Raw genomic sequence first — 25,900 nt, 5'->3', positions numbered from 1 at the left:
CCTCCATCGTGCGTGGTCGCTCCACGCGGCGCGCGCCGCCCGTTCCCGGACACGGCGCGTCGACCCTCCCGGACCGAGAGGGTCGACGCACGCCGCCGGGCGGCGGGACCTGGGCTGCCGAGGCCGCTCAGGGGTTCATGCGGTACACCTTCACGCTGTCGACCACGTAGTCGAAGGCGTCCTTGGTGTACTGCTGGTCCGGCATGCCCCAGTAGGACGAGCCGACCTGCATGTTCAGACGGATGTTGAACGGGCTGTCGAACGCGCTCTCGGCCCAGGGCACGTCCTCGACCGGGATGGTCGACAGCACCTGGCCGTCGTAGGTGAACTGCATGCAGTCGGGCGTCCAGTTGAAGCCGTACGTGTGGAAGTCCGAGTACACGCCGGGCGACTTGGTCGCCCAGTTCGTGTGGGCCCAGGAGTACCACTCGCCCCGCTGCTTGCCGAGGTTGGTGTCCTCCCACAGGGTCGTCGTGTACGAACCCGCTGGGTTCCAGCGCTGGATGGACTCGCCTCCGTACGCCTCCATGATGTCGATCTCGCCGTTGGTCCTGTCACCGCGCAGCCAGAAGGCCGGCCAGACACCGCGCGTCATCGTGTGGGCGGTCGGCAGCTTGGCGCGCATCTCCCAGCGGCCGTACTTCTGCGAGAACTTGCCGATCGTGTCGATGTAGCCGGTGTCGTACCAGCGTTCCCTGATGCCGGTGCTCACCGTCGCGGCGCTGCTGCGACGTCGGCCCTCGATCGTCATCGTGCCGTCCGAGACGTCGATCGCGTCCTTCGTCAGGTACGCGGCGTCGAAGGACAGGTGGGTCTTGTCCCGCACCCGCCACTTGCCGGGATCGAGACTCGTGCCGGTGAACTCGTCGGAGAACGCGAGCGTCCGCTTGCTCGGGACGTTGAGGTCGTTGCACGTCTGCGTCGAGCTGCTCGGCGGAGGCGTCGGCTCAGGTGTCGGGGTCGGCGTCGGCGTCGGAGTGGGCGTCGGGGTCGGCGTCGGGGTGGGTGACGGCGTCGGGGTCGGCGTCGGAGTGGGCTCGGGTGTCGGTGACGCCGTCGGCGTGGGGGTCGGCGTCGGGGTCGGTGACGGCGTCGGCGAGGGGGTCGGCTTCGGCGTGGGTGACGCCGTCGGCGAGGGGGTCGGGGTGGGCGTCGGCGTGGTTGCCGGATCGGTGACCGTCACGGTGGCGCGCCGGAAGCGCAAGGCCTCGCCGGCCGCGAGGCCGTCGCCCCGGTACACGACGCGGATGCGGCTGCCGGCGCGCTCGGTGCGCAGCTGCGCGCCGAGCCACACCCAATCACCGGCGGAGTCGCGGACACCGGCGAACGACTGGAGGATCGAGCCGTCCGTGGCGACCTCCTGCAGCGTCATCCGCACCGGCCTCACGGACCCGGCGACGTCGACCTGGCTCGCCACGTGCACCAGGGAGCCGGCCGACCTGACCGACTCGGTCGAGGTTCGCGACGTCGCCGTCACGGCGACACCGGAGGATCGGGTCCGCACCTGGCACGCGGGTTCGGTGCCGGAGACTGCGGTGACGGCAGCATTGACCGAGGGCGTCCAACCGGTGGCACCGGACGCGCAGCCGGGGTTGGGGATCCACTCGCCCGGCTTCGCGGGCGGCTCGACGACGGTCACCCGCAGGGACCGGACGAAGAGACGCTGACGACCCTTGGCCTTGAGGTTGAACGCACGCACCGAGATCCGGCTGCCGTCGCGTCCGATCGTGAGCGTGGTCCTCAACGTCCGGTAGCGCAACGAGCTCTTCACCTTCGGGCTGGTCCGCCAGCGTGCAGCCGACGGGACCGCGCGGTGCTCCTGCGCGCGCAGAGCCAGGCGACCCCCGCTTCGGCTGGCACGCACCTGTGCCGTCACGGTGACACGCGTGCCGGCCGCGAAGGTCATCGCGCTCTGGGCGCTGCGCACGTTGATCGAGCGACTGCGGCGCGACGGGTTCGTGACGACGAGCGCCTTGGCCGATCCCGAAGCACGGATGCTCAGACGAGCTCCCTTGCCCGGGTACCAGTACGCGCGACCGTGACGGAAGTCGTGGTTGCGGACGACGTCCGCCGTCGTGGGGGTCCAGACGGTCGCCGACGTCGGCGCCTCGCTGGTCTGACCGCCCACCGCGGGGGTGCCGAGCACCCCCACGGTGACGATCCCCGAGATCAGCACGGCGCATCCCCGTCGTGCTGCGGACATCCCGGTGACGGTGCGTTCTCCCATGGCATGCCACCTCGTGTGTGTTGTTGTTCTCTCCCAGACGCGGTGCTGCGGTCTCCCATCCGCCCACCACGCTGCGCCGACTCAACCACACTTCGGGACTTTAGTCCCGACAAAGTCCAGAATTGATCGGAAAAGGACCCGGATAAACCCGGGCGAGTTTCTCGAGGTCGAGAACTCAGGCCGGAAGAAGTCGGCCGATGAAGGACTCCAGCTGCTCGATCGTGCTGCAGGCGTGCATCGGCACGACCTCGGCATACTCGGGCGCCACCGAGTCGCCGAGGCCCCAGCGCGACGGGTGCTCGGGGTTGAGCCAGAAGGTGCGTCGCGCACGGTCCACCACGGCGGCCAGGGCCGGAAGTCCCAAGGGCTGGTTGTTGTTGCGGGCGTCTCCCAGGATGAGCACGCTCGTCCGTGGTCCGACGGCCTCGAGGTGGGTCGTGGCGAAGTCGGCGAACGCCTCGCCGTAGTCGCTGGAGGTGTGCCACGAGGTCACGCGTGCCTCTTGCGCGATGCGATCGGCGAGGTCTCCGCCGTCCTTGACGATGTCGGTGACCTCCGCCGTGGCGTTCACGAAGGCGAACACCCTGATCTTGCTGAACTGGTCGCTCAGCGCGCGGACCAGCAGCATCGTGAAGGCGGAGAAGCCGGCCACCGACCCGGAGACGTCGCACAGCAGCACCAGCTCCGGACGACCCGGGTGGGGCCGCGCGTGCACGGGGACGATCGGCACGCCACCGGTGCCCATGGCGCGCCGCATGGTGCGCCGGACGTCGATCCGACCTCGGCGCGCGGCTCGGCGACGAGCGGACAGCCGGGTGGCGAGCCGCCGGGCCAGGGGGCCGACGGCCGAGCGCAGGTCCTCCAGCTGCTGGCGGTTGGCACTCAGGAAGTCGATGTGGCCGCTCGTGGCGCGCACCGCGTGCCGGGTCACGACGTCACGCCCCCGCGACTCGGCCGTGCGTCGCCGTGCCTCCGCGGCCACCATCTGGCGGAACGCCTCGACCAGTCGGCGCACCTCGTCGCGCTCGAGCCGGTCGGTGAACGGCGCCTCGGCCGGCGCCTGGGGCTGCGCCGGCGAGCCCTGACCGGTCCCGGACCCACGTGCGGACCCGCTCCCCGGCCCCCCGGACCCGCGGAGCCCGAGTGCTGCGGCGATCGCCGTCTGCGGTGCCAACCGGTCGAGGGTCTGGAACGCCGACCATCCCTCGGTCCGCGTGCCGGCGCTGCCCACGACGCCGAGCGCGTCCACCGCCAGCTCGGCCACCTGCTCCAGCGTCCGCAGGTCGCCGTCGGCCAGGGCCATGGCCAGCAGGTCGCGCAGGTCCTGGGCGTCCACGGGACCCTCGTGCTCCTCGACGGCGGCCGAGACACCCACCCCGGCGGGGAAGTACAGGTCGAAGGTCATGTCGAACACCTCGCGCTGGCCGCTGCGCCGCATCAGGGCCGCGGCGAGCCCTTCGCGCAGGAGCGTCCGGTCCTGCAGCCCCAGCACCGTGGCCACCTGGCCGGCGTCGACCACCTCGCTGGTCCCGATGCGCAGCCCCTTCGACCGCAGGGCGCCGGCGAAGGCCACCAGGCGGGCTGCCAGGTCCTCCCCGGCGGCCGGACCGGCGGTCGCTCCCGACTCGTCGTTCGACACGGCTGTCCCGGGCCCGCTCAGGCCTCGAGGACCGCGCGGACGTCGAGCGCGTCGCGCGCCTTGTCGATGTCCTCGCGATGCTTGAGCACCACGCCGAGGGTCTGGTCGACCGCCTCGTCGTCGAGCCGGCCACCGAGCGCCAGCAGCGTCTGCGCCCAGTCGATCGTCTCCGAGACCGACGGCGCCTTGCGCAGCGGCAGCGCGCGCAGGGCGTTGACGACCCGCACGAGGGACTCCGACACGGCGTCGTCGAGGCCGGGCGCCTTGAGCGCGACGATGCGCCGCTCGAGCGCGGCGTCGGGGAAGTCCACGTGCAGGAACAGGCAGCGTCGGCGCAGCGCCTCGGACAGCTCCCGGGTCGCGTTGGACGTGAGCACGACGAACGGCCGTCGCGTGGCACGGATCGTCCCGAGCTCCGGCACCGTGACCTGGAAGTCACCCAGGACCTCGAGGAGCAGACCCTCGATCTCGACGTCGGCCTTGTCGGTCTCGTCCACGAGCAGGACCGTGGGCTCCGTCCGTCGGATCGCCGTGAGCAGCGGCCGGGGGAGGAGGAACTCCTCGCTGAAGACGTCCGTGCGCGCCTCGTCCCACGACTCGTCGCGCCCGGCCGTGATGCGCAGCAGCTGCTTGGCGTGGTTCCACTCGTAGAGGGCACGCGCCTCGTCGACGCCCTCGTAGCACTGCAGGCGCACCAGCTCCGCGCCCTGCGACTCGGCCACGGCACGCGCCAGGTCGGTCTTCCCGACGCCCGCCGGACCCTCGACCAGCAGCGGCTTGCCGAGCACCGACGCGAGGTAGACGGTCGTGGACACCGCGTCCGAGGCGAGGTAGCCGACCTCGGCCAGACGTTCGGTGACGTCCTGGACCGAGCTGAAGTTCGTGGTGGCCATCGTGCCCCTTCCGGCATTGGTGCCTACCATCGTGCCGTGGGAGCTTTCGAGGTCGTCCGCGAGGTACCGATGGCACCGCCCGACGTGTTCGCGCGGCTCACCGACTGGGAACGACACGGCGAGGTCGTCCCCCTCACCCGGATCAGGCCGAGCGACACCGGGTTCGTGGCGCGCACGGCCGTGGGACCGGTCGGCTTCGACGACGTCATGGACATCGTGACGTGGGAGCCGCCGACCTTCTGCCGCATCGAGAAGCGTGGCCGGGTGGTCAAGGGCTGGGCCGAGCTGTCGGTCGAGCCGACGACGTCGGGATCGCGTGTCCGGTGGCGCGAGGAGGCGCACTGGCTCGGCGTCCCGCGGTTCGCCGCCGGCGTCGAGGAGGCCGCCGGTCGTGCGCTCTTCGGCCGCGTGGTCGACCATCTGCTGCGCACCTAGGATCGACGCATGGGGACTTCTGAAGCGCCGTACGCCGTCGACACCGAGGTGCTCGACATCTGCCGCGACCTGATCCGGCTCGACACGTCGAACTACGGCGACGGGAAGGGCCCCGGGGAGCGCAAGGCCGCCGAGCACGTCGCCGCGCTGCTCGCCGAGGTGGGCATCGAGTCCGAGATCATCGAGGCCGCGCCCGGTCGCGCCAGCGTGGTCGCCCGATGGGGCGACCAGACGTCCAGCCGCGACGGACTCCTCGTGCACGGGCACCTCGACGTCGTGCCGGCGCAGGCCGACGACTGGTCGGTCGACCCCTTCGCCGGAGAGCTCAAGGACGGCTACCTGTGGGGTCGCGGCGCCGTCGACATGAAGGACTTCGACGCCATGCTGCTGTCGGTGGTGCGGGCACGTCAGCGTGCGGGCGCCGTCCCGGACCGTCCCGTCACGCTCGTGTTCACCTCCGACGAGGAGGCCGGCGGACGGGAAGGGGCCCACTGGCTCGTGGAGCACCGCCCCGACCTGTTCGAGGGGTGCACCGAGGCCATCGGCGAGGTCGGCGGCTTCTCGATCGAGGTCGGCGGCCAGCGCCTCTACCTGATCGAGTCCGGGGAGAAGGGCATCAGCTGGATGCGCCTGACGGCCAGGGGCACGGCCGGGCACGGGTCCATGCGCCAGCCCGACAACGCGATCACCCACCTCGCCCACGCGCTCGTGGCCATCGGGGAGCACGCGTGGCCGGCGACTCCCGGACCGTCCATGGAGCTGCTCCTGGCCAAGATCGCCGAGCTCACCGGAGACGACGCGAACGACCCCGACGCGCTCCTGGCGCACGTCGGTCCGGCGATCCGCATGCTGGGCGCCGGGCTGCGCAACTCCACCAACGCCTCGATGATCCAGGCCGGTTACAAGCACAACGTGGTGCCGGGGGAGGCGGTCGCCTACGTGGACGGCCGCTACCTGCCCGGCCACGCGGAGTCCTTCATGCCCGCCGTGCAGGAGATCGTCGGCGACCGCGTCAGCGTGGAGCCCTACATCCTCGACCGCGCCCTGGAGTACCCGTTCCGCGGCGACCTGGTCGACGCCATGACGGTCGCGCTGCACGCCGAGGACCCCGACGCACACATCGCGCCCTACCTGATGTCCGGTGGGACCGACGCGAAGGCGTGGGACAAGCTTGGCATCACGTCGTACGGCTTCACGCCACTTCGTCTGCCGGGTGACCTGGACTTCACGGCCTTGTTCCACGGCGTCGACGAAAGAGTTCCGGTGGACGCGCTCGAATTCGGCTCCCGGGTCTTCGACCGCTTTCTCGACCTGGTCTGACCGCGCTCCCGGAGCGTGAAAAGAATGTGCTGATCTTGGAATATCAACGATAAATCAATTAGATGGTGGCGCGCACGCGCATGATCTTGCGCCGCAGCCTGATGGTGCGCCGCCCCGAGGGGTCCTTGCGGAGCCGGTCGAGCTCCCAGCCCTGGAACTCGGCCGCGTCGGTGAGCAGCCGACAGACCGCCGAGCGCGACTGCGTCCGCGGCAGCGCGAAGTCCCAGAACTCGTACTCCACCGTCGCGTTGCGCAGGGCCACGTCAGTCCTCCCAGGCATGGGGTGCGGAGACGTCGTCGAGGGCCGAGACGATCTCGGCGGGCAGGTCGAGGGCCTCGGACGCGAGCAGCGTGTGCAGCTGGGCCGTCGTCCGGGCGCCGAGCAGCGTGGTGGCGACCGTCGGCCGTTCCCGCACCCAGGCCAGGGCCACGTGGGCGGGGGAGACGTCGAGTCCCTCGGCGGCCCTGACGACGGACTCGACGACGGGCGCGCACTCGGGCGACAGGTACGGCGCCATGAAGTGCTCCCACTGCGGGACGGCGGCGCGGGAGTCCGAGGGGACGCCGGAGCGGTACTTGCCGGTCAGCACCCCGCGGGCCAACGGGGACCAGGCGATCGTGCCGAGCCCGAGGTGCTGTGCGGCGGGGACGACCTCGTCCTCGATCGTGCGGTTGAGCAACGAGTACTCGACCTGGTGGGAGACGAGCAGCGGACCGAGCGCCCGCGTGGCCGAGGTCCGGGCCACGCCGACCTGCCACCCGGAGAAGTTCGACACGCCGACGTATCGCACGCGACCGCTCGAGACGGCGTGCTCCAGTGCCGCGAGGGTCTCCTCCCACGGTGTGAGCGGATCCCAGGCGTGCAGCTGCCACAGGTCGAGGTGGTCGGTCCGCAGCGCACGCAGGGAGGCGTCGAGCTGGGCGAGCACGTGGCCGTGCGAGGCGTCCGAGACGACCTGGCCGCGGCGCAGGCCCACGACGGCCTTGCTGGCGAGCACCACGTCGTCGCGCACTCCACGCTTGGCGAGCAGGTCGCCCACGAGCGCCTCGGCCCGACCCTCGCCGTAGACCGGAGCGGTGTCGACGAAGGTCCCGCCGGCCTCGAGGAACGCGGTGAGCTGGTCCTCGGCCTCGAGCTCGTCGACCTGGGACCCGAAGGTCATGGTCCCCAGGCCCAGTCGCGAGACCTGCAGACCGGAGTGACCGACGTGACGCTCCTGCATGGCAGCACCCTAGTCGGGCCCCTGGCGCCCGGCGTCTAGGCTCGCAGGGTGGATGTCCTGCGATCTGTCGTGCTCGGTCTCGTCCAGGGGCTGACGGAGTTCCTGCCCATCTCGAGCAGTGCCCACCTGGCGATCATCCCGCGGTTCCTCGGGTGGGAGGATCCCGGGGCCGCCTACACCGCCGTCGTGCAGATCGGCACCGAGCTGGCGGTGGTCCTCTACTTCTGGCGCGACATCTGGACGATCGGCACGGGCTGGCTCAAGGGTCTCGTCTCGGCCGACGCGCGGGCCCTGCCGGAGTGGCGCATGGGCTGGTTCGTCATCATCGGGTCCCTGCCGATCGTGCTCGTCGGTCTCGCCCTCGAGGACCTCATCGACCGCGACTTCCGGAACCTCTGGGTCATCGCCACCATGCTCGTCGCCCTCGGCATCGTGCTCGGCATCGCCGAACGGGTCGGACGACGCACCCGGCCCATCGAGTCCCTGACCCTGACGCACGCCATCGCCCTCGGCCTGGCGCAGGCCGCTGCGGTCGTCCCAGGGGTCTCCCGCTCCGGCGCGACCATCAGCATGGGCCTGGTCCTCGGCTACGAGCGGGCCGCGGCCACGCGGTACGCCTTCCTCCTGGCCATCCCGGCCGTCGTGGGCGCCGGCCTCTACAAGCTCAAGGACGTGCCCGGCGGCGAGAACGCCTACGGGTGGGGCCCGACCCTCGTGGGCACCGTCGTCTCGTTCGTGGTGGGGCTGGCCGTCATCCACTGGCTGCTGCAGTACGTGAGCAAGCACTCCTACGCCCCGTTCGTGGCCTACCGGATCGCGCTCGGCACCCTCGTGCTCGCCCTGCTGGCCTTCGGCGTCATCGGTGCCGGCGTCTCGACCTCGGCCTGAGGTGGACCACGTGAGACGCCCCACCGCCCTCGTCACCGGAGCCTCCCGCGGCATCGGTCTCGCCGTCGCCGAGGACCTCGCCCGCACGCACGACGTCGTGCTGGTCGGCCGCAGCGGCGAGAGCCTGCAGCGGGTCGCCGACGACCTTCCGGGTGCGTCCGTGCTCGTCCTCGACGTCGCGGAAGAGCACGCGGTGGACCTCGCCGTCCTGCCGGACCGCCTGGACGTCCTCGTGCACGCGGCCGGCATCTCGGAGCACGGCACGGTCGAGGAGGTCTCGCGCGGCGACTGGCGTCAGGTGTTCGAGACCAACGTCTTCGGCGTGGCGCACCTGACGGCTCGCGCCCTCCCAGCCCTCCGTGCGGCGAGCGGCACGGTCGTGCTGGTCAACTCCGGTGCCGGCCTGTTCTCCACCCCCGGCAACAGCGTGTACTCGGCCTCGAAGTTCGCGCTGCGCACGTTCGGCGACTGCCTGCGCGAGGAGGAGCGTGAGAACGGCGTGCGGGTGGTGTCGATCCACCCCGGCATCGTCGACACCGACATGGGCCGCGCTGTCCTCGAACGTCGTGAGGGCGGCCGGCCCGAGCGGATGATCGCTCCCGAGACGATCGCCGCCGCCGTCCGCACCGCCGTCGACGCCCCGCCCGAGGCCCAGTTCGAGACCGTCTCGATCCGCCCCACGCTCGACCCGAAGGGTCCCTGAGCGCTACAGCCAGCCCGACTTCTTGAACCGGCGGTAGATGTAGAGGCAGAGGCCGCCGATGAGGGCGAGGCAGAGCGGGTAGCCGTAGGTCCACGTGAGCTCGGGCATGTGCTCGAAGTTCATGCCGTAGATCCCGGCGATCGCGGTGGGGACGGCGAAGATCGTGGCGCCCGCGGTGAGCTTGCGCATGTCCTCGTTCTGCTGGACCGAGAGCTGCGCCAGGTGGGCGTTGAGCGCGTTGTCGAGCAGGTGGTCGATCGCGTCGATCGCCTCGGCCGCCCTCGCGAGGTGGTCGGCGATGTCGCGGAAGTAGGGGCGGGCGTCCTCCGGGACGGCCACGCTCGCGAACCGCTGCACCGGTTCGCGCAGCGGCAGCACCGCGCGACGGAACTCGAGCGTCTCGCGCTTGAGCCGGTAGATGCGCGTCGAGTCGCTCGTCCGCTCGGTGGAGAAGACCGAGCTCTCGACCTCCTCCACGTCCTGCTCGAGCTCGCGGGCGACGTCCTCGTAGTGGTCGACGATGGTGTCGATGACGGCGTGGAAGGCCGCGGTCGGGCCGTGGGACATCGCGTCGCTGACGGCCTCGGCACGCTTGCGCGCCTCGCGCAGCGACTCGCCACCGTGGCGGACGGTCAGCAGGAAGTGCCCGCCGAGGAACAGGTTCACCTCGTGCGTACGGATGTCGTCGTCGCTGTAGGTGACGCTGCGCAGCGACGCGAACAGGTGGTCGGAGTACCGCTCGACCTTCGGGCGCTGGTGCGCCTCGAGGGCATCCTCCACGGCGAGCGGGTGCAGGTCGAGGGCGCTGGCGACCCGGCTCAGCTCGTCGGCACGGGGATTGGCCATGCCGATCCAGATGAACTCGCCCTCACCGAGGGTCGCGAGGGTCTCGCGCAGGGCGTCCGCGTCGTGGGAGGTGTCCTGACGGGCACCGTCGCGGTAGGTGGCGCAGTCGACGATCACGTGCTCATTCTGGCCCCACGAGGCCGATCCGCTCCGCGACGTGCCGCACGGCCCGCCGCGGATCACCTCGGGGAGGGGTCAGCGCTGGTAGCGGGGCGGGTCCTGCGGACGCTGGTGACCGAGCTCCCCGCCGATGCGTCCGCCGAACGGGCGACCGTGGTCGGCGAACTCGTCGCGCACGTAGGTCAGGCGCCACGGGCCCATCTCGATGCGACACCCCGTGCGCAACGTCTGCACGGGGAGCTCGCGACCGTTGACGAAGGTCGGCGTCTGGCGTCCGCGGGCACCGATCACGTACTCGTCGGTGTCGGTGCGCGTGATGACGGCCTGCAGGTCGCTGACACCGTCGAGGCACAGGTCGGCGTCCGCGGTCGATCCGACCGTCGTCTCGCCCAGGGCCAGGTGGTGGACCCGCACCTCGCGGCCCGTCGCCGGGACGCGGGTGTCGGAGAGGTACAGACGAGGGTGTCCGCCGCCGTACGGGTCGTGGGTGGTCGTGACGCGTCGCCGCGCCCACGGCGCCGTCGGCAGGTCGGGCCACGCGATCGGGGGCGGGAGCGCGAGAGCGTCACCGGCGCCGGTGACCGCGCGTGCCTTGAGCCGAGCCGCGGCACGCCAGCGCACGATCTGCACGTGGGAGGTGCCGGTGGCCAGCCTGTGCCAGAAGCGCTCGCGGACGGCGCCGAGACGCAGGAGCGGGCCGACCTCGTCGGCGATCTCCAGGACGACGTCGGACTCGGCCAGGCGACGTGCGACCGTCCGGAAGTCACCTCCGGTCCGCCCGGCGGCGAAGGCACCCAGGTCGGCGCTGCGGAACGAGACGCGTCGGCCCACGGCCGTGACCTGGGCCGTCACCGGCGTGCCCCCGGGCGTGGCGACCTCGACGTCGACCAGAGCGCGCAGGCCGCTCACGTCAGCCCCGCGCCGGGTCCGCGCCGGGCATCTCGTCGTCGCTCGTCGTCACCCTGACGGTGCCGTTGAACTTCCAGAGGGCACGCGGGGCGTCCGGGCCGGTGTCGCGCGGGACCTCGACCTCGAGGTCCTTGAGCTCGTAGCTCACGGCGGCGCCGCGCCCGGTCAGGTACTCCCACATCTCCCGCCCGAGGTCGGTCCAGTCGGTGACGGGCTGCGGGCCGGACGTCTGGCCACTGAGGTCACGGGGTGAGGACGGTGTACTGGTCATCGGGGGCTCCTTCGAAGCGGGTCCCTCCAGGGTGACGAGGCTCACACCCGACGGCAACTCGAACGGGGACGTCCCGCTCGAGGACGCGACGGGCAGGCCTCGTGCCCCGACGGATACGCTCGACCCATGCGTGCCTGGACCGGTCCCGAGATCCCCACGATCGATCCAGCAGCCCGGGACGAGATGCCCACCCTGCGTCTTCACGACACCCGGTCGGGCTCGCTCGTGGACTCCGCTCCCGAGGGCACGGCCCGGCTGTACGTCTGCGGCATCACGCCGTACGACGCCACCCACCTCGGGCACGCCGCCACCTACCTGACGTTCGACCTGCTGCAGCGCCAGTGGCTCGCCCGCGGGCTCGACGTCGTCTACACGCAGAACGTCACCGACGTCGACGACCCGCTGCTCGAGCGGGCCGAGGCCACCGGGGAGGACTGGCAGGCGCTGGCCGAGCGGGAGACCGAGCTGTTCCGCACCGACATGACCGCCCTGCGCATGCGGGCCCCGCAGCACTACGTGGGCGCGGTGGAGTCCATCGACCTCGTCACCGACCTGGTCGCCCGCCTCGGCGAGTCCGTCTACCGGGTCGACGACGACCTCTACTTCGACGTGCACGCCGACGCCGCCTTCGGCTCGGTCTCGAACCTCGACGAGGAGGCCATGCGGGCCGTCTTCGGCGAGCGCGGGGGAGACCCCGACCGCGCGGGCAAGCGCGACCCCCTCGACTGCCTCGTGTGGCAGGCCCCCCGCCCGGGGGAGCCGTCGTGGGAGTCCCCCCTCGGGCCGGGGCGTCCGGGCTGGCACATCGAGTGCGCCGCCATCGCCCTGCAGCACCTCGGGACGGACTTCGACGTGCAGGGCGGAGGCTCCGACCTCGCCTTCCCGCACCACGAGATGTCGGCCTCGGAGGCTCGCGTCGCCACGGGCGAGGAGTTCGCCCGCGCCTTCGTGCACGCCGGCATGGTCGGCCTCGACGGCGAGAAGATGTCCAAGAGCAAGGGCAACCTGGTGCTCGTCTCGGCCCTGCGCGAAGCCGGCACCGACCCCATGGCCGTCCGGCTCGCCCTGCTGGCCCACCACTACCGCAGCGACCGGGAGTGGTTCGACACCGACCTCACGCAGGCCGAGGACCGGCTGCGCCGCTGGCGCACGGCCGTCGAGCGTCCGACCGGGGCTCCGGCCGGCGCACTCGTCGCCGACCTGGCAGCAGCGCTGTCGGACGACCTCGACGCGCCCCGTGCCCTCGAGGCCGTCGACGCGTGGGCCGCACTCGACGGCACCGACGCCGAGGCGTCGCAGGAGGTCCGGGCCGCGGTCGACGCCCTGCTCGGCGTGGCGCTCTGAGTCCTGCGGTCAGTCGCGGGTCGTGAGCGACGTGCCGCGGCCCAGGTCGGCCCGCTCGCCGCTGGCGTAGCCGTGGTCGATGCCGGTGCCGCTCAGGCGACGACGGGGGGCCCGGCGCAACGATCCGTAGCGGTCGTGCATGACCTGCTCGACCTCGTGGCTGCGGTCGGCGAGCACCATCTCGACCGACGGCTCGCCGTCGTCGCGCCCGGCCTGTGCCTGCGCTCGTGCGTCGTCCTCGACGGTCCGCAGCCGCACGTAGACCGCCTGGGAGAACCCCTGCCACCAGGACCGCTTGAACGCGGCGACGTGCTCGCCGCGCGGGATCTCGACCCGTGCGAGCTCGTGGGCGGCCTGGAGCAGCAGGCTGGTGACCAGGATCTCGGTGCACCGGACGTCGGCCTCGAGCCCGAACACGTGCACCGAGATGCAGGGCTCGGCACCCACCAGCACCGACTGGCAGCGCATCGCGTGGGCCACGTGCACGGCGAGGGTGGCCTTGTCGCGCACGTACGGCGCGTCGAGACGGACGAAGGCGTCGACGATCCCGACGGCGCGATGCCCGTCCTTGGCCAGCAGCGCGGCGTCGATGCCGTACTGCGCCATGAGCCGCTCGGCCTTGTCTCGGCACGACTGCGCCTCGGCCGGCGTCGCCCCGGGGTCCTCGGCCAGCACCAGCAGCTGACGGATCTTGCGGAGCTTGGCGTCCTCGCTCACGCCGACGCTCCCCTGGAAAGAGCACGGTAGGGGAGCACCGGCGTGAGGCGCTCATGGTTCGTTCGCTGGCGCTCGCTCACGCCGACGCGCCTCCCAGAGCCTCGCTCACGGGCCGCCGTCGACGTTGCGCCGACGCAGGTACCGCTCGAACTCGCGCGCGATCGCGTCGCCGCTGGCCTCGGGCAGCTCGTCGGTGGTGTGCTCGCTCTCCAGCTCCGCGACGTACTCGGCGATCTCGGGATCCTGGCCCATGAGGTCGTCGGCGCCGTGCTGCCACGCCTGCGCCATCTCCTCCAACGACCCCTGGGGGAGCGCGACACCGACCGCGTCCTCCAGGGCGCCGAGCAGCGCGAGGGTGGCCTTGGGGCAGGGCGGGTCGGCCACGTAGTGCGGCACGGCCGCCCACAACGAGATGGCGGGGAGGCCCTCGGACGAGGCCACGTCGCCCAGGACCGCGTTGATGCCGACCGGTCCGACGTAGCTGGACGGGCGGAGCGAGAGACGCTCGGCGAGGACCGCGTCGGTGGTGGAGCCGCTCACCGGCACCGGCCGCGTGTGAGGCGTGTCGGCCAGCAGGGCACCGAGCGTGACCACCTCGGTGACGCCGGCCAGCCTCGCCAGGCCGAGCACGGTCGAGCAGAAGCCCTTCCAGCGGAAGTTCGGCTCGGGCGCCTTGAAGAGCAGGACGTCGCGGTCCGACGACCGGGGGCGGGCGTGGAACAGCGTCGGCGTGGGCCAGTGCAGCACCCGCGCGCCGTCCTCGTCGGGGTGGACGATCGGGCGCGAGACCTGGAAGTCGTAGTAGTCCTCCGGGTCGAGCTCGGCCAGGACCTGCGCGTCCCACTCGTCGACGAGGTGGTCGACGACGGACGACGCGGCGTCACCGGCGTCGTTCCAGCCCTCGAACGCTGCCACCATCCAGGGATCGTTCAGAGGGGGGATCGACTGCACGTCACCACCCTACGGGCCCGGCGGGGGTGCCGGGCCCGGGGCGGCATACGGCCCGGCGGGGGTGCCGGGCCGTGGGCGGCACAGCGACGCGCCCTACTCGCTGTCGGGGCGATAGCCGAGGTTCGGCGAGAGCCAGCGCTCGGCCTCCTCGACGGTCCAGCCCTTGCGCTCGGCGTAGTCGGCCACCTGGTCGCGGCCCAGTCGCCCGACCACGAAGTACTGCGACTGCGGGTGCGCGAAGTACCAGCCGCTCACCGAGGCGCCCGGCCACATGGCCATGCTCTCGGTGAGCTCGATGCCGGTGTGCTTCTCGACCTCGAGCAGGTCCCACAGGGTGCTCTTCTCGGTGTGCTCGGGGCAGGCCGGGTAGCCGGGCGCCGGGCGGATGCCGACGTACTTCTCGGCGATGAGGGCGTCGCTGTCGAGCGACTCCTGCGGCTGGTAGCCCCAGATCTCGCGACGCACCCGCTCGTGCAGGCGCTCGGCGAAGGCCTCCGCGAGACGGTCGGCGAGCGCCTCGAGCAGGATGGCGCTGTAGTCGTCGAGCGCCTCCTTGAACTCGGTGATCTTGTCGCCGATCCCGTGGCCGGCCGTCACCGCGAAGGCGCCGACGTGGTCGGGGAGACCGGTCTCCACCGGTGCCACGAAGTCGGCCAGGCTCTTGTGCGAGACGCCGGCGCGGTGCTCGGTCTGCTGGCGCAGGTGGTGCAAGGTCGCGGCGACCTCCTCACGCTGCTCGTCGGCGTACACGACGGTGTCGTCGCCCGACCCGTTCGCCGGGAAGATCCCGACGACTCCGCGCGCGGTGATCCAGCGCTCCTCGATGATCCGGTCGAGCATCTCCTGGGCGTCCGCGTACAGCTTGGAGGCCACCTCGCCCGTGGCCGGGTTGTGCAGGATGTCGGGGAAGCGTCCCTTCATCTCCCAGGCGTTGAAGAACGGCTGCCAGTCGATGTACTCGCGCAGCTCCGCGAGCGGGTAGTCGTCGAGCACGTGCGGGACGCCCACCTCCCACTGCGGCTCGGCGGGGGAGTACTCCGACCAGTCGACGACCGTGCGCGCGGCCCGGGCGTCGGCGATCGACAGGAGCTTGCGGGTGTCCTGACGGGCGGCGTGGCGCTCGCGCAGGCCGTCGTAGTCGTCCTTGAGCGCCTCGAGGAACGGCGGGCGCTGCTCGTCGGAGAGCAGCGACGCGACCACGGGCACCGAGCGGGACGCGTCCTTCACCCACACGACCGGGCCGTGGTAGCGCTCGTCGACCTTGACGGCGGTGTGCGCACGCGAGGTCGTGGCGCCCCCGATCAGCAGCGGCACGTCGAAGCCCTGCCGCTCCATCTCGCCGGCCACGGTGACCATCTCGTCGAGGGACGGCGTGATGAGGCCGGACAGGCCGATCGCGTCGGCGTCGTGCTCGCGCGCGGCGTCGAGGATCTTCTGGACCGGCACCATGACGCCGAGGTCGATCACGTCGTAGTTGTTGCACTGCAGGACCACGCCGACGATGTTCTTGCCGATGTCGTGGACGTCGCCCTTGACCGTGGCCATGATGACGGTGCCGTTGCTGCGACCCTGGTCCGCGGCGTCCTTGGTCGCCTCGATGTAGGGGATCAGGTAGGCGACGGCCTTCTTCATGACCCGGGCCGACTTGACCACCTGGGGCAGGAACATCTTGCCGGCCCCGAACAGGTCGCCGACGACGTTCATGCCGGACATCAGCGGCCCCTCGATGACCTCGATGGGCTTGCCGCCGCGCTCCTCGATGAGGGCGCGAAGCTCCTCGGTGTCGGCCTCGACGTGCGCGTCGATGCCCTTGACGAGGGCGTGGGTGATGCGCTCGCCGATGGGCAGGGAGCGCCACTCCTCGCTGGCGGCCTCGGCCTTCTCGCCGGTGCCGGCGAAGTCCTGCGCGATCTCGAGCAGGCGCTCGGTGGCGTCGTCGCGTCGGTTGAGGATCACGTCCTCGATCCGCTCACGGAGCTTCTCGTCCACCTGGTCGTAGACCACCAGGGCGCCGGCGTTGACGATGCCCATGTCCATGCCCGCCTGGATGGCGTGGAACAGGAACACGGCGTGGATGGCCTCGCGCACCGCGTTGTTGCCGCGGAACGAGAACGACACGTTGGACACGCCACCGGAGACCAGGGCCCCGGGCAGGTTCTGCTTGATCCAGCGGGTGCCCTCGATGAAGTCGATGCCGTACTCGGCGTGCTCCTCGATGCCCGTGGCGACCGCGAAGACGTTCGGGTCGAAGATGATGTCCTCGGCCGGGAAGCCGACCTCGTCGACGAGGATCCGGTACGCCCGCTCGCAGATCTGCTTGCGGCGCTCGAGGTTGTCGGCCTGACCGTCCTCGTCGAAGGCCATCACGACCACGGCCGCGCCGTACTTGCGGCACAGCCGCGCGTGCTCGCGGAACGGCTCCTCGCCCTCCTTGAGCGAGATCGAGTTCACGATCGACTTGCCCTGCAGGACCCGCAGGCCGGCCTCGATGACCTCCCACTTGGAGGAGTCGACCATGACCGGGACGCGACAGATGTCGGGCTCGGCGGCCACCAGCTTGAGGAAGCGGTCCATGGCCGCGACCCCGTCGATCATGCCCTCGTCCATGTTGACGTCGATGACCTGCGCGCCGTTCTCCACCTGCTGGAGGGCGACCGCCAGCGCCGTGTCGTAGTCACCGTCGCGGATCAGGTTGCGGAAGCGTGCCGACCCCGTGATGTTGGTGCGCTCGCCGACGTTGACGAACAGCGACTCCGGGGTCACGACGAGCGGCTCGAGCCCGGAGAGCCGCAGCGCGGGATCGACCGTCGTGGGCACCCGTGGGGGCAGGCCCTCGACCGTCGCCGCGATGTGGGCGATGTGGTCGGGCGTCGTGCCGCAGCACCCACCCACGAGGTTGTAGAGACCGGCCTCGGCGAACTCGCGCAGCACGGCGGCCGTCTGGTCCGGCGTCTCGTCGTACTCACCGAAGGCGTTGGGGAGCCCGGCGTTCGGGTAGCAGGAGACGAAGCAGTCGGCCAGACGCGAGAGCTCGGCCACGTAGGGGCGCATCTCCTCGGCGCCGAGGGCACAGTTGAGCCCGACCAGGAGCGGCTTCGCGTGCCGGACGGAGTACCAGAAGGCCTCCGTGGTCTGCCCGGACAGCGTGCGTCCCGAGGCATCGGTGATGGTGCCGGAGATGACGATGGGCCACCGGCGGTCGTACTCCTCGAACACGGTCTCGACGGCGAAGATCGCGGCACGTGCGTTCAACGTGTCGAAGATGGTCTCGATGAAGACGAGGTCGCTGCCGCCGTCGAGCAGGGCGCGGGTCGCCTCGGCGTAGGCGTCGACCAGCTCGGCGTAGGAGACGTTGCGGGCGCCGGGGTCGTTGACGTCGGGCGAGATCGACGCGGTCCGCGTGGTCGGCCCGAGGGCGCCGGCGACGTAGCGGGGCCGGCCCGTGGCCTCGGCGACGGCGTCGGCCTCGCGACGCGCGAGCGCGGCGGCCTCGTAGTTGAGCTCGTAGGCGAGCTCGACCATGTCGTAGTCACGCAACGAGATCGCGTTGGCGTTGAACGTGTTGGTCTCGATGATGTCCGCGCCGGCCTCGAGGTACTCGCGATGGATGCCGGCGACGATGTCGGGCTGGGTGAGCGTCAGGAGGTCGTTGTTGCCGACCACGTCGCTCGGCCAGTCCTTGAAGCGCTCCCCGCGGTAGCCGGCCTCGTCGGGACGGTCGCGCTGGATCGCGGTGCCCATGGCGCCGTCGAGCACCAGGATGCGCTCGCTCAGTCGAGCGGTCAGGTCCGCGGTGGCGTCGGGGCGCCACGCCTGGGGTCGGGTCACACGCTGCTCCACGGTCGGCTCTGTCCTCCACGATCGACACTGCGAGACGCCCGCGCCCCGTGCTGAGGCACGGACTCGGGCTCGTCGGGGTTGATGTGGGAATCCCCAGCCGGCGGCGGGCTCGCGTGGACCTTCGCGGAGATTCGCTCCCATCCTCCCACGAGAACGCAACGAACCGCGTCAGGTCACGGCCCGAGGGGGTGTTCCAGCTCGTCGGCGGGCATGCGGGCGGCGACGATCGCCACCGCCGCCACCACGATCGGGACGAACGCCGAGACGAGGAAGACCTCACGCAGCCCGATCCACTCGGCGGCGGGACCTGCCACGGCCATGGAGACCGGGACGAGGAGCAGCGACACGAAGAAGTCCAGGCTCGAGGCCCGTCCGAGCAGGTCTGCCGGGACACGGCGCTGGAGCAGGGTGCCCCAGATGACCATGGGCGCGGAGAGGAAGACCCCGACGACGAACATGGCGACGGCGATGGCGGGCACCGACGTGGTGAGGCCGACGACGAGCAGCGGCAGGCAGGCCACGCCCCACATGACGTTCATCACGGTCAGGTAGCGCCGTGGCAGCCGCAGCATGCTCATGCCGAGCGAGGCCACCGCGCTGCCGGCCCCGTACGCGGCGAGGATCCAGGCGTGGTCCGTGGCGCCACCTCCTGCGCCCTCGACGACGAAGGGGATGAGCACCTCCATGGGACCCACCACGACGAGGAGCATGAGGCAGGCGAACAGCAGCGTGGCCAGGAACCACGGCGTGGTCACCATGTAGTGCACCCCACCGCGCAGGTCCGCGAACGCGGCCCGGACCGGGTGGTCGCCCAGCGAGGCGGGATCGCGACGCAGGGCCACCGGTCGCAGCCGCAGGAGGGTGAGCAGGCAGCCGAGCTGGCACAGCGCCACGAGGACCATGGCCCACGCGGGCGAGGCGGCGGCGACCACGAGGCTCGCGAGGGCGGGCCCACCTGCGTGCTGGAGGGTGGGTCGCAAGAACCCCTCCACGCCGTTGGCCGCCAGGAGGTCCTCGGGCTCGACGATCGCCGGCAGGAGGGCGCTGTAGGCGGGGAAGTAGAAGCCGACGGCCATGCCGAGCACCACGCCGCCGACCGACAGGTGCCAGAGGTCCAGAGTGCCGGTCAGGGCGAGGGCGGCGATCAGGCCGAGCACGACCATCCGCACCGCGGCCGTGGTCATGAGGATCCGGCGCTGCGGCACCCGGTCGGCCGCGACACCGCCGACGAGCACCGTGAGGACCATGCCCAGCGAGTAGCCGGTGACCGCGAAGGAGAGAGCTGCCGGACCGCCGCCCAGCTCGATCACCTGCCACACGACGGCGATGATCCACACGCCCTCACCCAGCAGCTCGAAGGCCGCGGCCCCGATGAGCGGGCGGTACTGACGGTGGCGGAACGGCCGCAGCGGCCCGCGGGCCCAGCCCGTCGTGGTGACGGCCGGGCCTCCTGCGGGCGTGGTGGAGAGGTCTGGCATGACGGTCACAACCTACGTTCGGGCGACGACACCCGATCTCCTAGGCTCGTGCGGTGACCTCACCAGCCGCCGTCCTGTGGGACCTCGACGGCACCATCGTCGACACCGAGCCGCTGTGGATGGCCGCCGAGACCGCCCTGGCGGCCCGGCACGGGGCCACCTGGACCGAGGAGGACGGCCTCGCCCTCGTCGGGAGCGACCTGCTCGAGGCCGCGCACCGGATCGAGGCCCGCATCGGCTCCGGGCTCCACCCCGAGCAGATCGTCGACCACCTCGTGAACGAGCTCGGCGAGGCGATGCGGCGCGACCAGCCCTGGCGTCCGGGGGCGCCCGAGCTCGTGCGTGCCCTCGCCGCGGCCGGTGTTCCCCAGGCCCTCGTGACGATGTCGTACCGCTCGATCGCCGCACCGGTCGTCGAGGCGCTGCCCTTCGACGCCGTCGTCACCGGCGACGAGGTCAGCCGCGGCAAGCCGCACCCCGAGCCCTACCTGGCGGCCGCCCGGATGCTGGGGGTGGACCCGGCCGACTGCCTGGCCGTCGAGGACTCCGCCACCGGAGCCGCGTCGGCGGACGCCGCAGGCTGCGTCGTCCTCGTCGTGCCGCACATGGTCACGGTGCCGGACGGTCCGCGCCGCCTGGTGCGGCCCAGCCTGGCCGGCCTCGACGTCTCGATGCTCAGGGAGCTCTGGGCCACCGCGTGACGCCTGCACCGCCCGTAAGGTTGGCGTCGTGAGCATCCCGTCCAGCCCGCGTCCAGCGGGCACCGTCCGGTTCGGCCGGCTGGCGGGCGCGGACCTGCTCGCCCGGCCGTCGCTGCTGCTCATGGGCGTGGTGCTCGTGGTGCTGTTCGCGCCACGCTTCGCCGTCGAGGCCAGCACCAACGCCTACGTGGTCGCCGCGTCGTTCGTCCTGGCGCTCTACGTGTCGGTCCTCGTGCACGAGCTCGCGCACCTCGCCGTCGCCCGGTCGTTCGGCATGCGGGTCCCGACGGTCACGCTGCACCTCCTCGGCGGCGAGACCGCCATCGAGGGCGAGAGCCGCACGCCGTGGCAGGAGCTGGTCACGTCGGTCGTCGGTCCCCTCGCGTCGCTCGCGATCGGTCTGCTCGCCCACGGGATCGCGGACGGCTCCACCGGCGTCGCCCGTGACCTGTGGTGGTCGATCGGCTGGGTCAACCTGCTGGTCGCCGCCTTCAACATGCTCCCGGGTCTCCCGCTCGACGGAGGCCGGGTCCTGCGCGCGATCATCTGGCAGGTCACCGGGTCCGAACGTCGGGGCGTCGTGGTGACCGCGTGGATCGGACGTCTGGCGGCCCTCGCCCTGGGCGTCCTCGTGGTCGTGCGGGCCGTCCAGGGCGCCGCCTGGGGCGCCCGCTGGTGGATCGACGTGCTGCTCGTCGGCTTCGTCGCCTTCTTCCTCTGGACGGGAGCCACGGCTGCGCTGCGCGGTGCCGACCGCGGGGCGCGCATGAACGCGCTGCGCGCCGACGAGCTCGGCCGCCCCCTGAGTGACGACGTGTCGCCGGCGTGGCCGCGCCTCAGCGTGCGGGCCCGGGGCACCACGCTGCTGCGGGCGATGACCGCCCACCCCGCCGACGCGTACCTGCTCGTCGACGACGACGACCGCCCGGTGGGGATCCTGCTGGCGTCGGACGTCGACACCGCCTACCGAAGGGAATCATGACCACCTGGATGCGCAGTGGACCGTTCGTCGAGGGGGAGTGGGTACGACTCTCCGACGCGAAGGGGCGCAAGCACAACATCCGGCTCGAGGTCGGGCGTGAGTTCTCGACCAAGAAGGGCCAGCTCCGCCACGACGACATCATCGGCGAGCCCGAGGGCATCGTCGTCACGTCCTCGCTCGACGGGCAGTACCAGGTGTTCCGTCCGCTGCTGTCGGAGTACGTGGTCTCGATGCCCCGCGGCGCCGCGATCATCTACCCCAAGGACGCCGCCCACATCGTCACGATGGCCGACATCTTCCCGGGCGCGCGGGTCGTGGAGGCCGGTGCCGGCTCCGGCAGCCTGACCGCCTACCTCCTGAGGGCGATCGGACCCGACGGGCACCTGGGCTCGTACGAGATCCGTGAGGAGTTCGCCGAGACGGCCCGCCAGAACGTCGAGCAGATCGTCGGGCCGGACCTTCCGCAGTGGACGCTCACCGTCGGTGACGTGCGCGAGGTCATGACCGAGCCGGAGATCGACCGGCTCGTGCTCGACATGGTCGACCCGTGGTCGTGCGTCCCGCTCGCGGCCGAGCGCCTGGTCCCCGGCGGTCTCGTGTGCGCCTACGTGGCCACCACCACGCAGCTGTCGCGCTTCGTGGAGACCCTGCGTGCCGACGGTGGCTTCACCGAGCCGACGGCGTGGGAGACGATGCAGCGCGGCTGGCACCTCGAGGGGCTCGCCGTGCGCCCCGACCACCGCATGGTCGGGCACACCGCCTTCCTGGTCACCGCACGCCGCATGGCGCCCGGCCACCCGGCGCTGGAGAAGACCCGTCGCCCCGCCCCGGGGGCCTACGGACCCGACTACGACGGGCCCCGACCAGCGGGCATGTCCGACTGAGCACGTCGGGCGCCACCGGCCCGACGACATCGGATCGTCATCCGCCGCGCGCTCGGACGACCCTTGGTGCAACCTGATCTCGGCTAGGGTCGAACTCGACGAGCAGGAGGTGGCGATCGTGAACGAGAACCCCGGTGGATCGGAACACGAGCTGGCATACCTGCGCGCGGAGGTCGAGCACCTCCGGCGCCGGTTGGGCTCGGAGGGTTCCCTCGACTCCAGGCTGTCCGACCTCGAGGCCCGACTGTCCTCGACCAACGCGCAGAACGAGCGGCTCACGTCCACGCTGCGCGAGGCACGTGACCAGATCGTCACGCTCAAGGAGGAGGTCGACCGGCTCGCCCAGCCGCCGACCGGCTTCGGCACGTTCCTCCAGCTCAACGCCGACGAGACGGTCGACGTGTTCACCGGTGGCCGCAAGCTGCGCGTCACCGTGAGCCCCGCCGTGGACAAGGACGAGCTCCGCAAGGGCCAGGAGGTCATCCTCAACGAGGCCATGAACGTGGTCGCGGCGCTGGACTTCGAGACGACCGGCGAGGTCGTCATGCTCAAGGAGATCCTGGCCGACGGCGAGCGCGCCCTGGTCCTCGGCAACGCCGACGAGGAGAAGATCGTCCGGCTCGCCGACTCGCTGCTGGGGATGAAGCTGCGTGCGGGCGACTCGTTGCTGCTCGACGGCCGCGCCGGGTACGTGTACGAGCGGATCCCCAAGAGCGAGGTCGAGGAGCTCGTCCTCGAGGAGGTCCCCGACATCGACTACGAGTCGATCGGTGGCCTGCGCAGCCAGATCGAGTCGATCCGCGACGCCGTCGAGCTCCCGTACCTGCACCCCGAGGTCTTCATCGAGCACGAGCTCAAGCCGCCGAAGGGCGTGCTGCTGTACGGACCGCCCGGCTGCGGCAAGACGATGATCGCCAAGGCGGTCGCGGCGAGCCTGGCCAAGAAGGTCTCCGAGCGCACCGGCGAGGAAGGACGTTCCTTCTTCCTCAACATCAAGGGCCCCGAGCTGCTCAACAAGTACGTGGGCGAGACCGAGCGGCACATCCGGCTCGTCTTCCAGCGTGCCCGCGAGAAGGCCAGCGAGGGCACGCCGGTCATCGTCTTCTTCGACGAGATGGACTCGTTGTTCCGCACCCGCGGCTCGGGCGTCTCCTCCGACGTCGAGAACACGATCGTCCCGCAGCTGCTCAGCGAGATCGACGGTGTCGAGGGCCTCGAGAACGTGCTCGTGATCGGCGCCTCCAACCGCGAGGACATGATCGACCCGGCCATCCTGCGCCCGGGACGCCTCGACGTGAAGATCAAGATCGAGCGACCCGACGCCGAGTCCGCCCGCGACATCTTCAGCAAGTACCTGACGCCCACGCTGCCGCTGCACCCCGACGACCTGGCCGAGTGGGGCGGTGACCGCACGGCCACGACGCAGGGCATGATCCAGCGCACCGTCGAGGCGATGTACACCGAGTCCGAGGACAACCAGTTCCTCGAGGTCACGTACGCCAACGGCGACAAGGAGGTCCTGTACTTCAAGGACTTCAACTCCGGGGCGATGATCCAGAACATCGTGGACCGCGCCAAGAAGATGGCGATCAAGGACCTGCTCGAGACCGGCCAGAAGGGCCTGCGCGTCCAGCACATGCTGCAGGCCTGCCTCGACGAGTTCAAGGAGAACGAGGACCTCCCGAACACGACGAACCCCGACGACTGGGCACGCATCTCCGGCAAGAAGGGCGAGCGCATCGTCTTCATCCGCACCCTCATCACGGGCAAGGGTGGCAACGAGCCGGGTCGCTCGATCGACACGGTCGCGAACACGGGGCAGTACCTCTGAGCGCACGACCCGGGGAGCGCAGCGCGGCCGGTCCCTCGGACCGGCCGCTTCTGCGTCGTGCCCGGTACGCCGATCCCGACGTCGTCGCGATGACCACCGAGGTCCAGGCCGAGTACGGCCGGCTGTACGGCGGCAGCGGCGACATCTCGCCGATCGAGGACGAGCACTTCCTGCCCCCGCACGGGCTCTTCCTGGTGCTGGAGGTCGACGGCGCGGCGGCCGCGATGGGCGGCTGGCGTCGCGGCGGACCGCAGGGGGAGTCCGACGCGGAGATCAAGCGGATGTTCGTGCGCGAGGCGTTCCGTCGGCGGGGTCTGGCACGCCTCGTGCTGACCGAGCTGGAGCGCACCGCCGCCGAGGCGGGGCTGCGCCGGCTCGTGCTGGAGACCGGCACGCAGCAGCCCGAGGCGATCGCCCTGTACCGGTCGGCCGGGTACGTCGACGAGCCGGCGTTCGGCTTCTACGCGGCCTACGACGACAGCGTCCACCTGGCGAAGGTGCTCAGCTCCTGACCATGCGTCGGGTCGTCCAGTGCAGACGCCCGATGTCGTGCGGTCCGGTGCCGCGGTGCTGCTCGATCGCGGCAGCGTAGTGGCCGACCAGCTCGGAGCACACCGCCTGCCAGCTCCGGCCCTCCACGGAGCGACGGGCCGCCCTGCCGAACGCCGCTCGCTTGGCGTCGTCGCCGGTCAGGTCACGCACCCGCGCCGCGAGTCCGCCGAGGTCGCCCGGCTCGTAGAGCCAGCCGGTGCGGCTGTGGTCGACGAGGTCGACCGGACCTCCGACGCCGGCGGCGACGACCGGGACGCCGGAGGCGAGGCCCTCCTGGACCACCTGGCAGAAGGTCTCGGTCTCGCTCGTGCTGACCAGCACGTCCAGCCCGGCCACGGCGGTGGCCAGCGCCGTGCCGTGGAGCATGCCGGTGAAGTGGGCGCCGGGCAGCAGCCGCTCGAGGCGGGCACGCTCCGGACCGTCGCCCACCACGACGATCCGGGTGCCGGGCAGGTCCTGCAGGGCCGCGAGGTCCTGCAGGGCCGCGAGGTCCTGGACCTGCTTCTCGGGCGCGAGACGGCCCACGTATCCCACGAGACGCTCGCCCTCGGGTGCGAGCCCGCGCCGCCACGCCTCGTCACGTCGTGCAGGGGAGAAGCGGTCGGTGTCGACCCCACGCCGCCACAGGCGCAGCCGTTCCACCCCGCGCTCCTCGAGGGTCCGGATGGTGGCCGTCGACGGCGCGAGCGTGAGGTCGGCCCGGCCGTGCAGGTCGCGGACCCGCTTCCACAGCAGGTTCTCCACGCCCCGCACCCCGTACCGACCCGCGTAGGTCGGGACGTCGGTCTGGTAGACCGCGACCACGGGCAGGTCCAGCGCCGCGGCGGCCAGGGCCGCTCGCCAGCCCAGGGCGAACGGCGACGCGAGGTGCACCACGTCGGGGCCGAAGTCCCGCAGGATCGCGGTGAGCGGGGAGACCCGTCCGGTGGCGACCCGCACGTCGGCGTACCCCGGGAACGACCAGGCCGGCACGGTCACCACGCGGGCCCCGGCCACGGTGGCAGGCACGTCCGGTCCGGCGTCGGGTGCGACGACCAGCACGTCGTCCCCGCGGGCCGCGAGGTGGTCGAGGACGCGGAGCACCGAGTGCACGACGCCGTTGGTCTGGGGGAGGAAGGACTCTGCGACGATCACGATCCTCATGGC

General features: G+C 71.5%; 23 protein-coding genes. 10 read left to right on the top strand and 13 right to left on the bottom strand.

Annotation, left to right across the window (positions count from 1 at the left end):
* Positions 1-127 precede the first annotated feature (127 nt).
* From RQG84_RS10850 to RQG84_RS10840, 3 genes are all read right to left on the bottom strand, one after another.
* Entirely contained in the window at positions 128-2,227 is a 2,100-nt protein-coding gene (locus tag RQG84_RS10850) for a glycoside hydrolase family 16 protein (RefSeq protein ID WP_311210038.1), read from the bottom strand.
* Positions 2,228-2,402: 175 nt separating this feature from the next.
* Complete coding sequence (locus tag RQG84_RS10845; RefSeq protein ID WP_311210037.1) at positions 2,403-3,866, bottom strand: VWA domain-containing protein; 1,464 nt, start codon at positions 3,864-3,866, stop codon at positions 2,403-2,405.
* Positions 3,867-3,883: 17 nt separating this feature from the next.
* Positions 3,884-4,759: a MoxR family ATPase gene (locus tag RQG84_RS10840; RefSeq protein ID WP_056554602.1), complete on the bottom strand. Its 876-nt coding sequence runs from the start codon at positions 4,757-4,759 to the stop codon at positions 3,884-3,886.
* A 36-nt stretch (positions 4,760-4,795) separates the two neighbouring features.
* Here RQG84_RS10840 and RQG84_RS10835 point away from each other — a divergent pair, with 36 nt between their 5' ends.
* Together RQG84_RS10835 and RQG84_RS10830 are read left to right on the top strand one after the other, a co-directional pair.
* Positions 4,796-5,194 carry an SRPBCC family protein gene (locus RQG84_RS10835; protein WP_156364791.1) on the top strand — a complete coding sequence of 133 codons (399 nt, stop codon included), beginning with the start codon at positions 4,796-4,798 and terminating at the stop codon, positions 5,192-5,194.
* Positions 5,195-5,203: 9 nt separating this feature from the next.
* The gene (locus RQG84_RS10830; protein ID WP_311210036.1) at positions 5,204-6,514 is read left to right on the top strand and encodes a M20/M25/M40 family metallo-hydrolase; all 1,311 of its coding nucleotides are present in this window, start codon (positions 5,204-5,206) and stop codon (positions 6,512-6,514) included.
* Positions 6,515-6,572: 58 nt separating this feature from the next.
* Here the strand turns inward: RQG84_RS10830 and RQG84_RS10825 are convergent, their stop codons facing one another.
* Positions 6,573-6,776 (bottom strand): DUF5703 family protein, encoded by a 204-nt coding sequence (locus tag RQG84_RS10825; protein ID WP_374625666.1) that lies wholly within the window; start codon positions 6,774-6,776, stop codon positions 6,573-6,575.
* A gap of 1 nt (position 6,777) precedes the next feature.
* Entirely contained in the window at positions 6,778-7,737 is a 960-nt protein-coding gene (locus RQG84_RS10820; RefSeq protein WP_311210035.1) for an aldo/keto reductase, read from the bottom strand.
* 48 nt (positions 7,738-7,785) lie between these two features.
* Here RQG84_RS10820 and RQG84_RS10815 point away from each other — a divergent pair, with 48 nt between their 5' ends.
* Entirely contained in the window at positions 7,786-8,625 is an 840-nt protein-coding gene (locus RQG84_RS10815; protein ID WP_311210034.1) for an undecaprenyl-diphosphate phosphatase, read from the top strand.
* A gap of 10 nt (positions 8,626-8,635) precedes the next feature.
* A complete protein-coding gene (locus RQG84_RS10810; RefSeq protein ID WP_311210033.1) occupies positions 8,636-9,328 on the top strand; it encodes an SDR family oxidoreductase in 693 nt (230 codons plus the stop codon).
* 3 nt (positions 9,329-9,331) lie between these two features.
* Here RQG84_RS10810 and corA read toward each other — a convergent pair whose 3' ends face one another.
* The 3 genes from corA to RQG84_RS10795 form a co-directional block, all read right to left on the bottom strand.
* Complete coding sequence (gene corA, locus RQG84_RS10805) at positions 9,332-10,291, bottom strand: magnesium/cobalt transporter CorA (protein ID WP_257727388.1); 960 nt, start codon at positions 10,289-10,291, stop codon at positions 9,332-9,334.
* 78 nt (positions 10,292-10,369) lie between these two features.
* On the bottom strand, positions 10,370-11,203 hold the full coding sequence (locus tag RQG84_RS10800; protein WP_311210032.1) for an FHA domain-containing protein: 834 nt from the start codon (positions 11,201-11,203) through the stop codon (positions 10,370-10,372).
* A 1-nt stretch (position 11,204) separates the two neighbouring features.
* Positions 11,205-11,474 (bottom strand): hypothetical protein, encoded by a 270-nt coding sequence (locus RQG84_RS10795; protein ID WP_055968192.1) that lies wholly within the window; start codon positions 11,472-11,474, stop codon positions 11,205-11,207.
* A gap of 126 nt (positions 11,475-11,600) precedes the next feature.
* Here RQG84_RS10795 and mshC point away from each other — a divergent pair, with 126 nt between their 5' ends.
* On the top strand, positions 11,601-12,818 hold the full coding sequence (gene mshC, locus RQG84_RS10790) for a cysteine--1-D-myo-inosityl 2-amino-2-deoxy-alpha-D-glucopyranoside ligase (RefSeq protein WP_311210031.1): 1,218 nt from the start codon (positions 11,601-11,603) through the stop codon (positions 12,816-12,818).
* Between the two features lie 9 nt (positions 12,819-12,827).
* On the opposite strand, the gene RQG84_RS10785 is transcribed toward mshC, so the two are convergent.
* The 4 genes from RQG84_RS10785 to RQG84_RS10770 all read right to left on the bottom strand — a co-directional run bounded on the left by RQG84_RS10785 (position 12,828) and on the right by RQG84_RS10770 (position 19,804).
* A complete protein-coding gene (locus tag RQG84_RS10785) occupies positions 12,828-13,535 on the bottom strand; it encodes a DUF2786 domain-containing protein (RefSeq protein WP_311210030.1) in 708 nt (235 codons plus the stop codon).
* Positions 13,536-13,640: 105 nt separating this feature from the next.
* A complete protein-coding gene (locus tag RQG84_RS10780; RefSeq protein WP_311210029.1) occupies positions 13,641-14,453 on the bottom strand; it encodes a PAC2 family protein in 813 nt (270 codons plus the stop codon).
* Positions 14,454-14,579: 126 nt separating this feature from the next.
* A complete protein-coding gene (gene metH, locus RQG84_RS10775) occupies positions 14,580-18,227 on the bottom strand; it encodes a methionine synthase (protein ID WP_235497772.1) in 3,648 nt (1,215 codons plus the stop codon).
* A 272-nt stretch (positions 18,228-18,499) separates the two neighbouring features.
* Positions 18,500-19,804 carry an MFS transporter gene (locus tag RQG84_RS10770; protein ID WP_311210028.1) on the bottom strand — a complete coding sequence of 435 codons (1,305 nt, stop codon included), beginning with the start codon at positions 19,802-19,804 and terminating at the stop codon, positions 18,500-18,502.
* 53 nt (positions 19,805-19,857) lie between these two features.
* On the opposite strand from RQG84_RS10770, the gene RQG84_RS10765 reads away from it, so the two are divergent.
* From RQG84_RS10765 to RQG84_RS10745, 5 genes are all read left to right on the top strand, one after another.
* Entirely contained in the window at positions 19,858-20,505 is a 648-nt protein-coding gene (locus RQG84_RS10765; protein ID WP_311210027.1) for an HAD family phosphatase, read from the top strand.
* 28 nt (positions 20,506-20,533) lie between these two features.
* On the top strand, positions 20,534-21,487 hold the full coding sequence (locus RQG84_RS10760; RefSeq protein ID WP_311210026.1) for a site-2 protease family protein: 954 nt from the start codon (positions 20,534-20,536) through the stop codon (positions 21,485-21,487).
* On the top strand, positions 21,484-22,371 hold the full coding sequence (locus tag RQG84_RS10755; RefSeq protein ID WP_311210025.1) for a tRNA (adenine-N1)-methyltransferase: 888 nt from the start codon (positions 21,484-21,486) through the stop codon (positions 22,369-22,371). The genes RQG84_RS10760 and RQG84_RS10755 overlap by 4 nt, the downstream gene beginning before the upstream one ends.
* Positions 22,372-22,480: 109 nt before the next feature.
* Positions 22,481-24,202 (top strand): proteasome ATPase, encoded by a 1,722-nt coding sequence (gene arc / locus RQG84_RS10750; RefSeq protein ID WP_311210024.1) that lies wholly within the window; start codon positions 22,481-22,483, stop codon positions 24,200-24,202.
* An 89-nt stretch (positions 24,203-24,291) separates the two neighbouring features.
* Complete coding sequence (locus RQG84_RS10745; RefSeq protein WP_311210022.1) at positions 24,292-24,714, top strand: GNAT family N-acetyltransferase; 423 nt, start codon at positions 24,292-24,294, stop codon at positions 24,712-24,714.
* Here RQG84_RS10745 and RQG84_RS10740 read toward each other — a convergent pair.
* Entirely contained in the window at positions 24,704-25,897 is a 1,194-nt protein-coding gene (locus RQG84_RS10740) for a glycosyltransferase family 1 protein (protein WP_311210021.1), read from the bottom strand. The genes RQG84_RS10745 and RQG84_RS10740 overlap by 11 nt on opposite strands.
* Positions 25,898-25,900 lie beyond the last annotated feature (3 nt).

Origin of the sequence: Aeromicrobium sp. WCS2018Hpa-31 (assembly GCF_031843905.1) — a bacterium.
Classification (GTDB): Bacteria; Actinomycetota; Actinomycetes; order Propionibacteriales; family Nocardioidaceae; genus Aeromicrobium.
The sequence above is the reverse complement of the archived record's forward strand: the minus strand, read 5'-3'. Positions and strand labels throughout refer to the sequence as shown.

What these genes read in the sequence shown, in the direction of transcription:
- RQG84_RS10755 (WP_311210025.1), top strand. Translation starts at nt 21,484, where the DNA reads ATGACCACCTGGATGCGCAGTGGACCGTTCGTCGAGGGGGAGTGGGTA.
- RQG84_RS10820 (WP_311210035.1), bottom strand. Translation starts at nt 7,737, where the DNA reads ATGCAGGAGCGTCACGTCGGTCACTCCGGTCTGCAGGTCTCGCGACTG.
- RQG84_RS10795 (WP_055968192.1), bottom strand. Translation starts at nt 11,474, where the DNA reads ATGACCAGTACACCGTCCTCACCCCGTGACCTCAGTGGCCAGACGTCC.
- mshC (WP_311210031.1), top strand. Translation starts at nt 11,601, where the DNA reads ATGCGTGCCTGGACCGGTCCCGAGATCCCCACGATCGATCCAGCAGCC.
- RQG84_RS10830 (WP_311210036.1), top strand. Translation starts at nt 5,204, where the DNA reads ATGGGGACTTCTGAAGCGCCGTACGCCGTCGACACCGAGGTGCTCGAC.
- RQG84_RS10770 (WP_311210028.1), bottom strand. Translation starts at nt 19,804, where the DNA reads ATGCCAGACCTCTCCACCACGCCCGCAGGAGGCCCGGCCGTCACCACG.
- RQG84_RS10840 (WP_056554602.1), bottom strand. Translation starts at nt 4,759, where the DNA reads ATGGCCACCACGAACTTCAGCTCGGTCCAGGACGTCACCGAACGTCTG.
- RQG84_RS10780 (WP_311210029.1), bottom strand. Translation starts at nt 14,453, where the DNA reads ATGGTGGCAGCGTTCGAGGGCTGGAACGACGCCGGTGACGCCGCGTCG.
- RQG84_RS10740 (WP_311210021.1), bottom strand. Translation starts at nt 25,897, where the DNA reads ATGAGGATCGTGATCGTCGCAGAGTCCTTCCTCCCCCAGACCAACGGC.
- metH (WP_235497772.1), bottom strand. Translation starts at nt 18,227, where the DNA reads ATGGGCACCGCGATCCAGCGCGACCGTCCCGACGAGGCCGGCTACCGC.
- RQG84_RS10850 (WP_311210038.1), bottom strand. Translation starts at nt 2,227, where the DNA reads ATGGGAGAACGCACCGTCACCGGGATGTCCGCAGCACGACGGGGATGC.
- RQG84_RS10745 (WP_311210022.1), top strand. Translation starts at nt 24,292, where the DNA reads ATGACCACCGAGGTCCAGGCCGAGTACGGCCGGCTGTACGGCGGCAGC.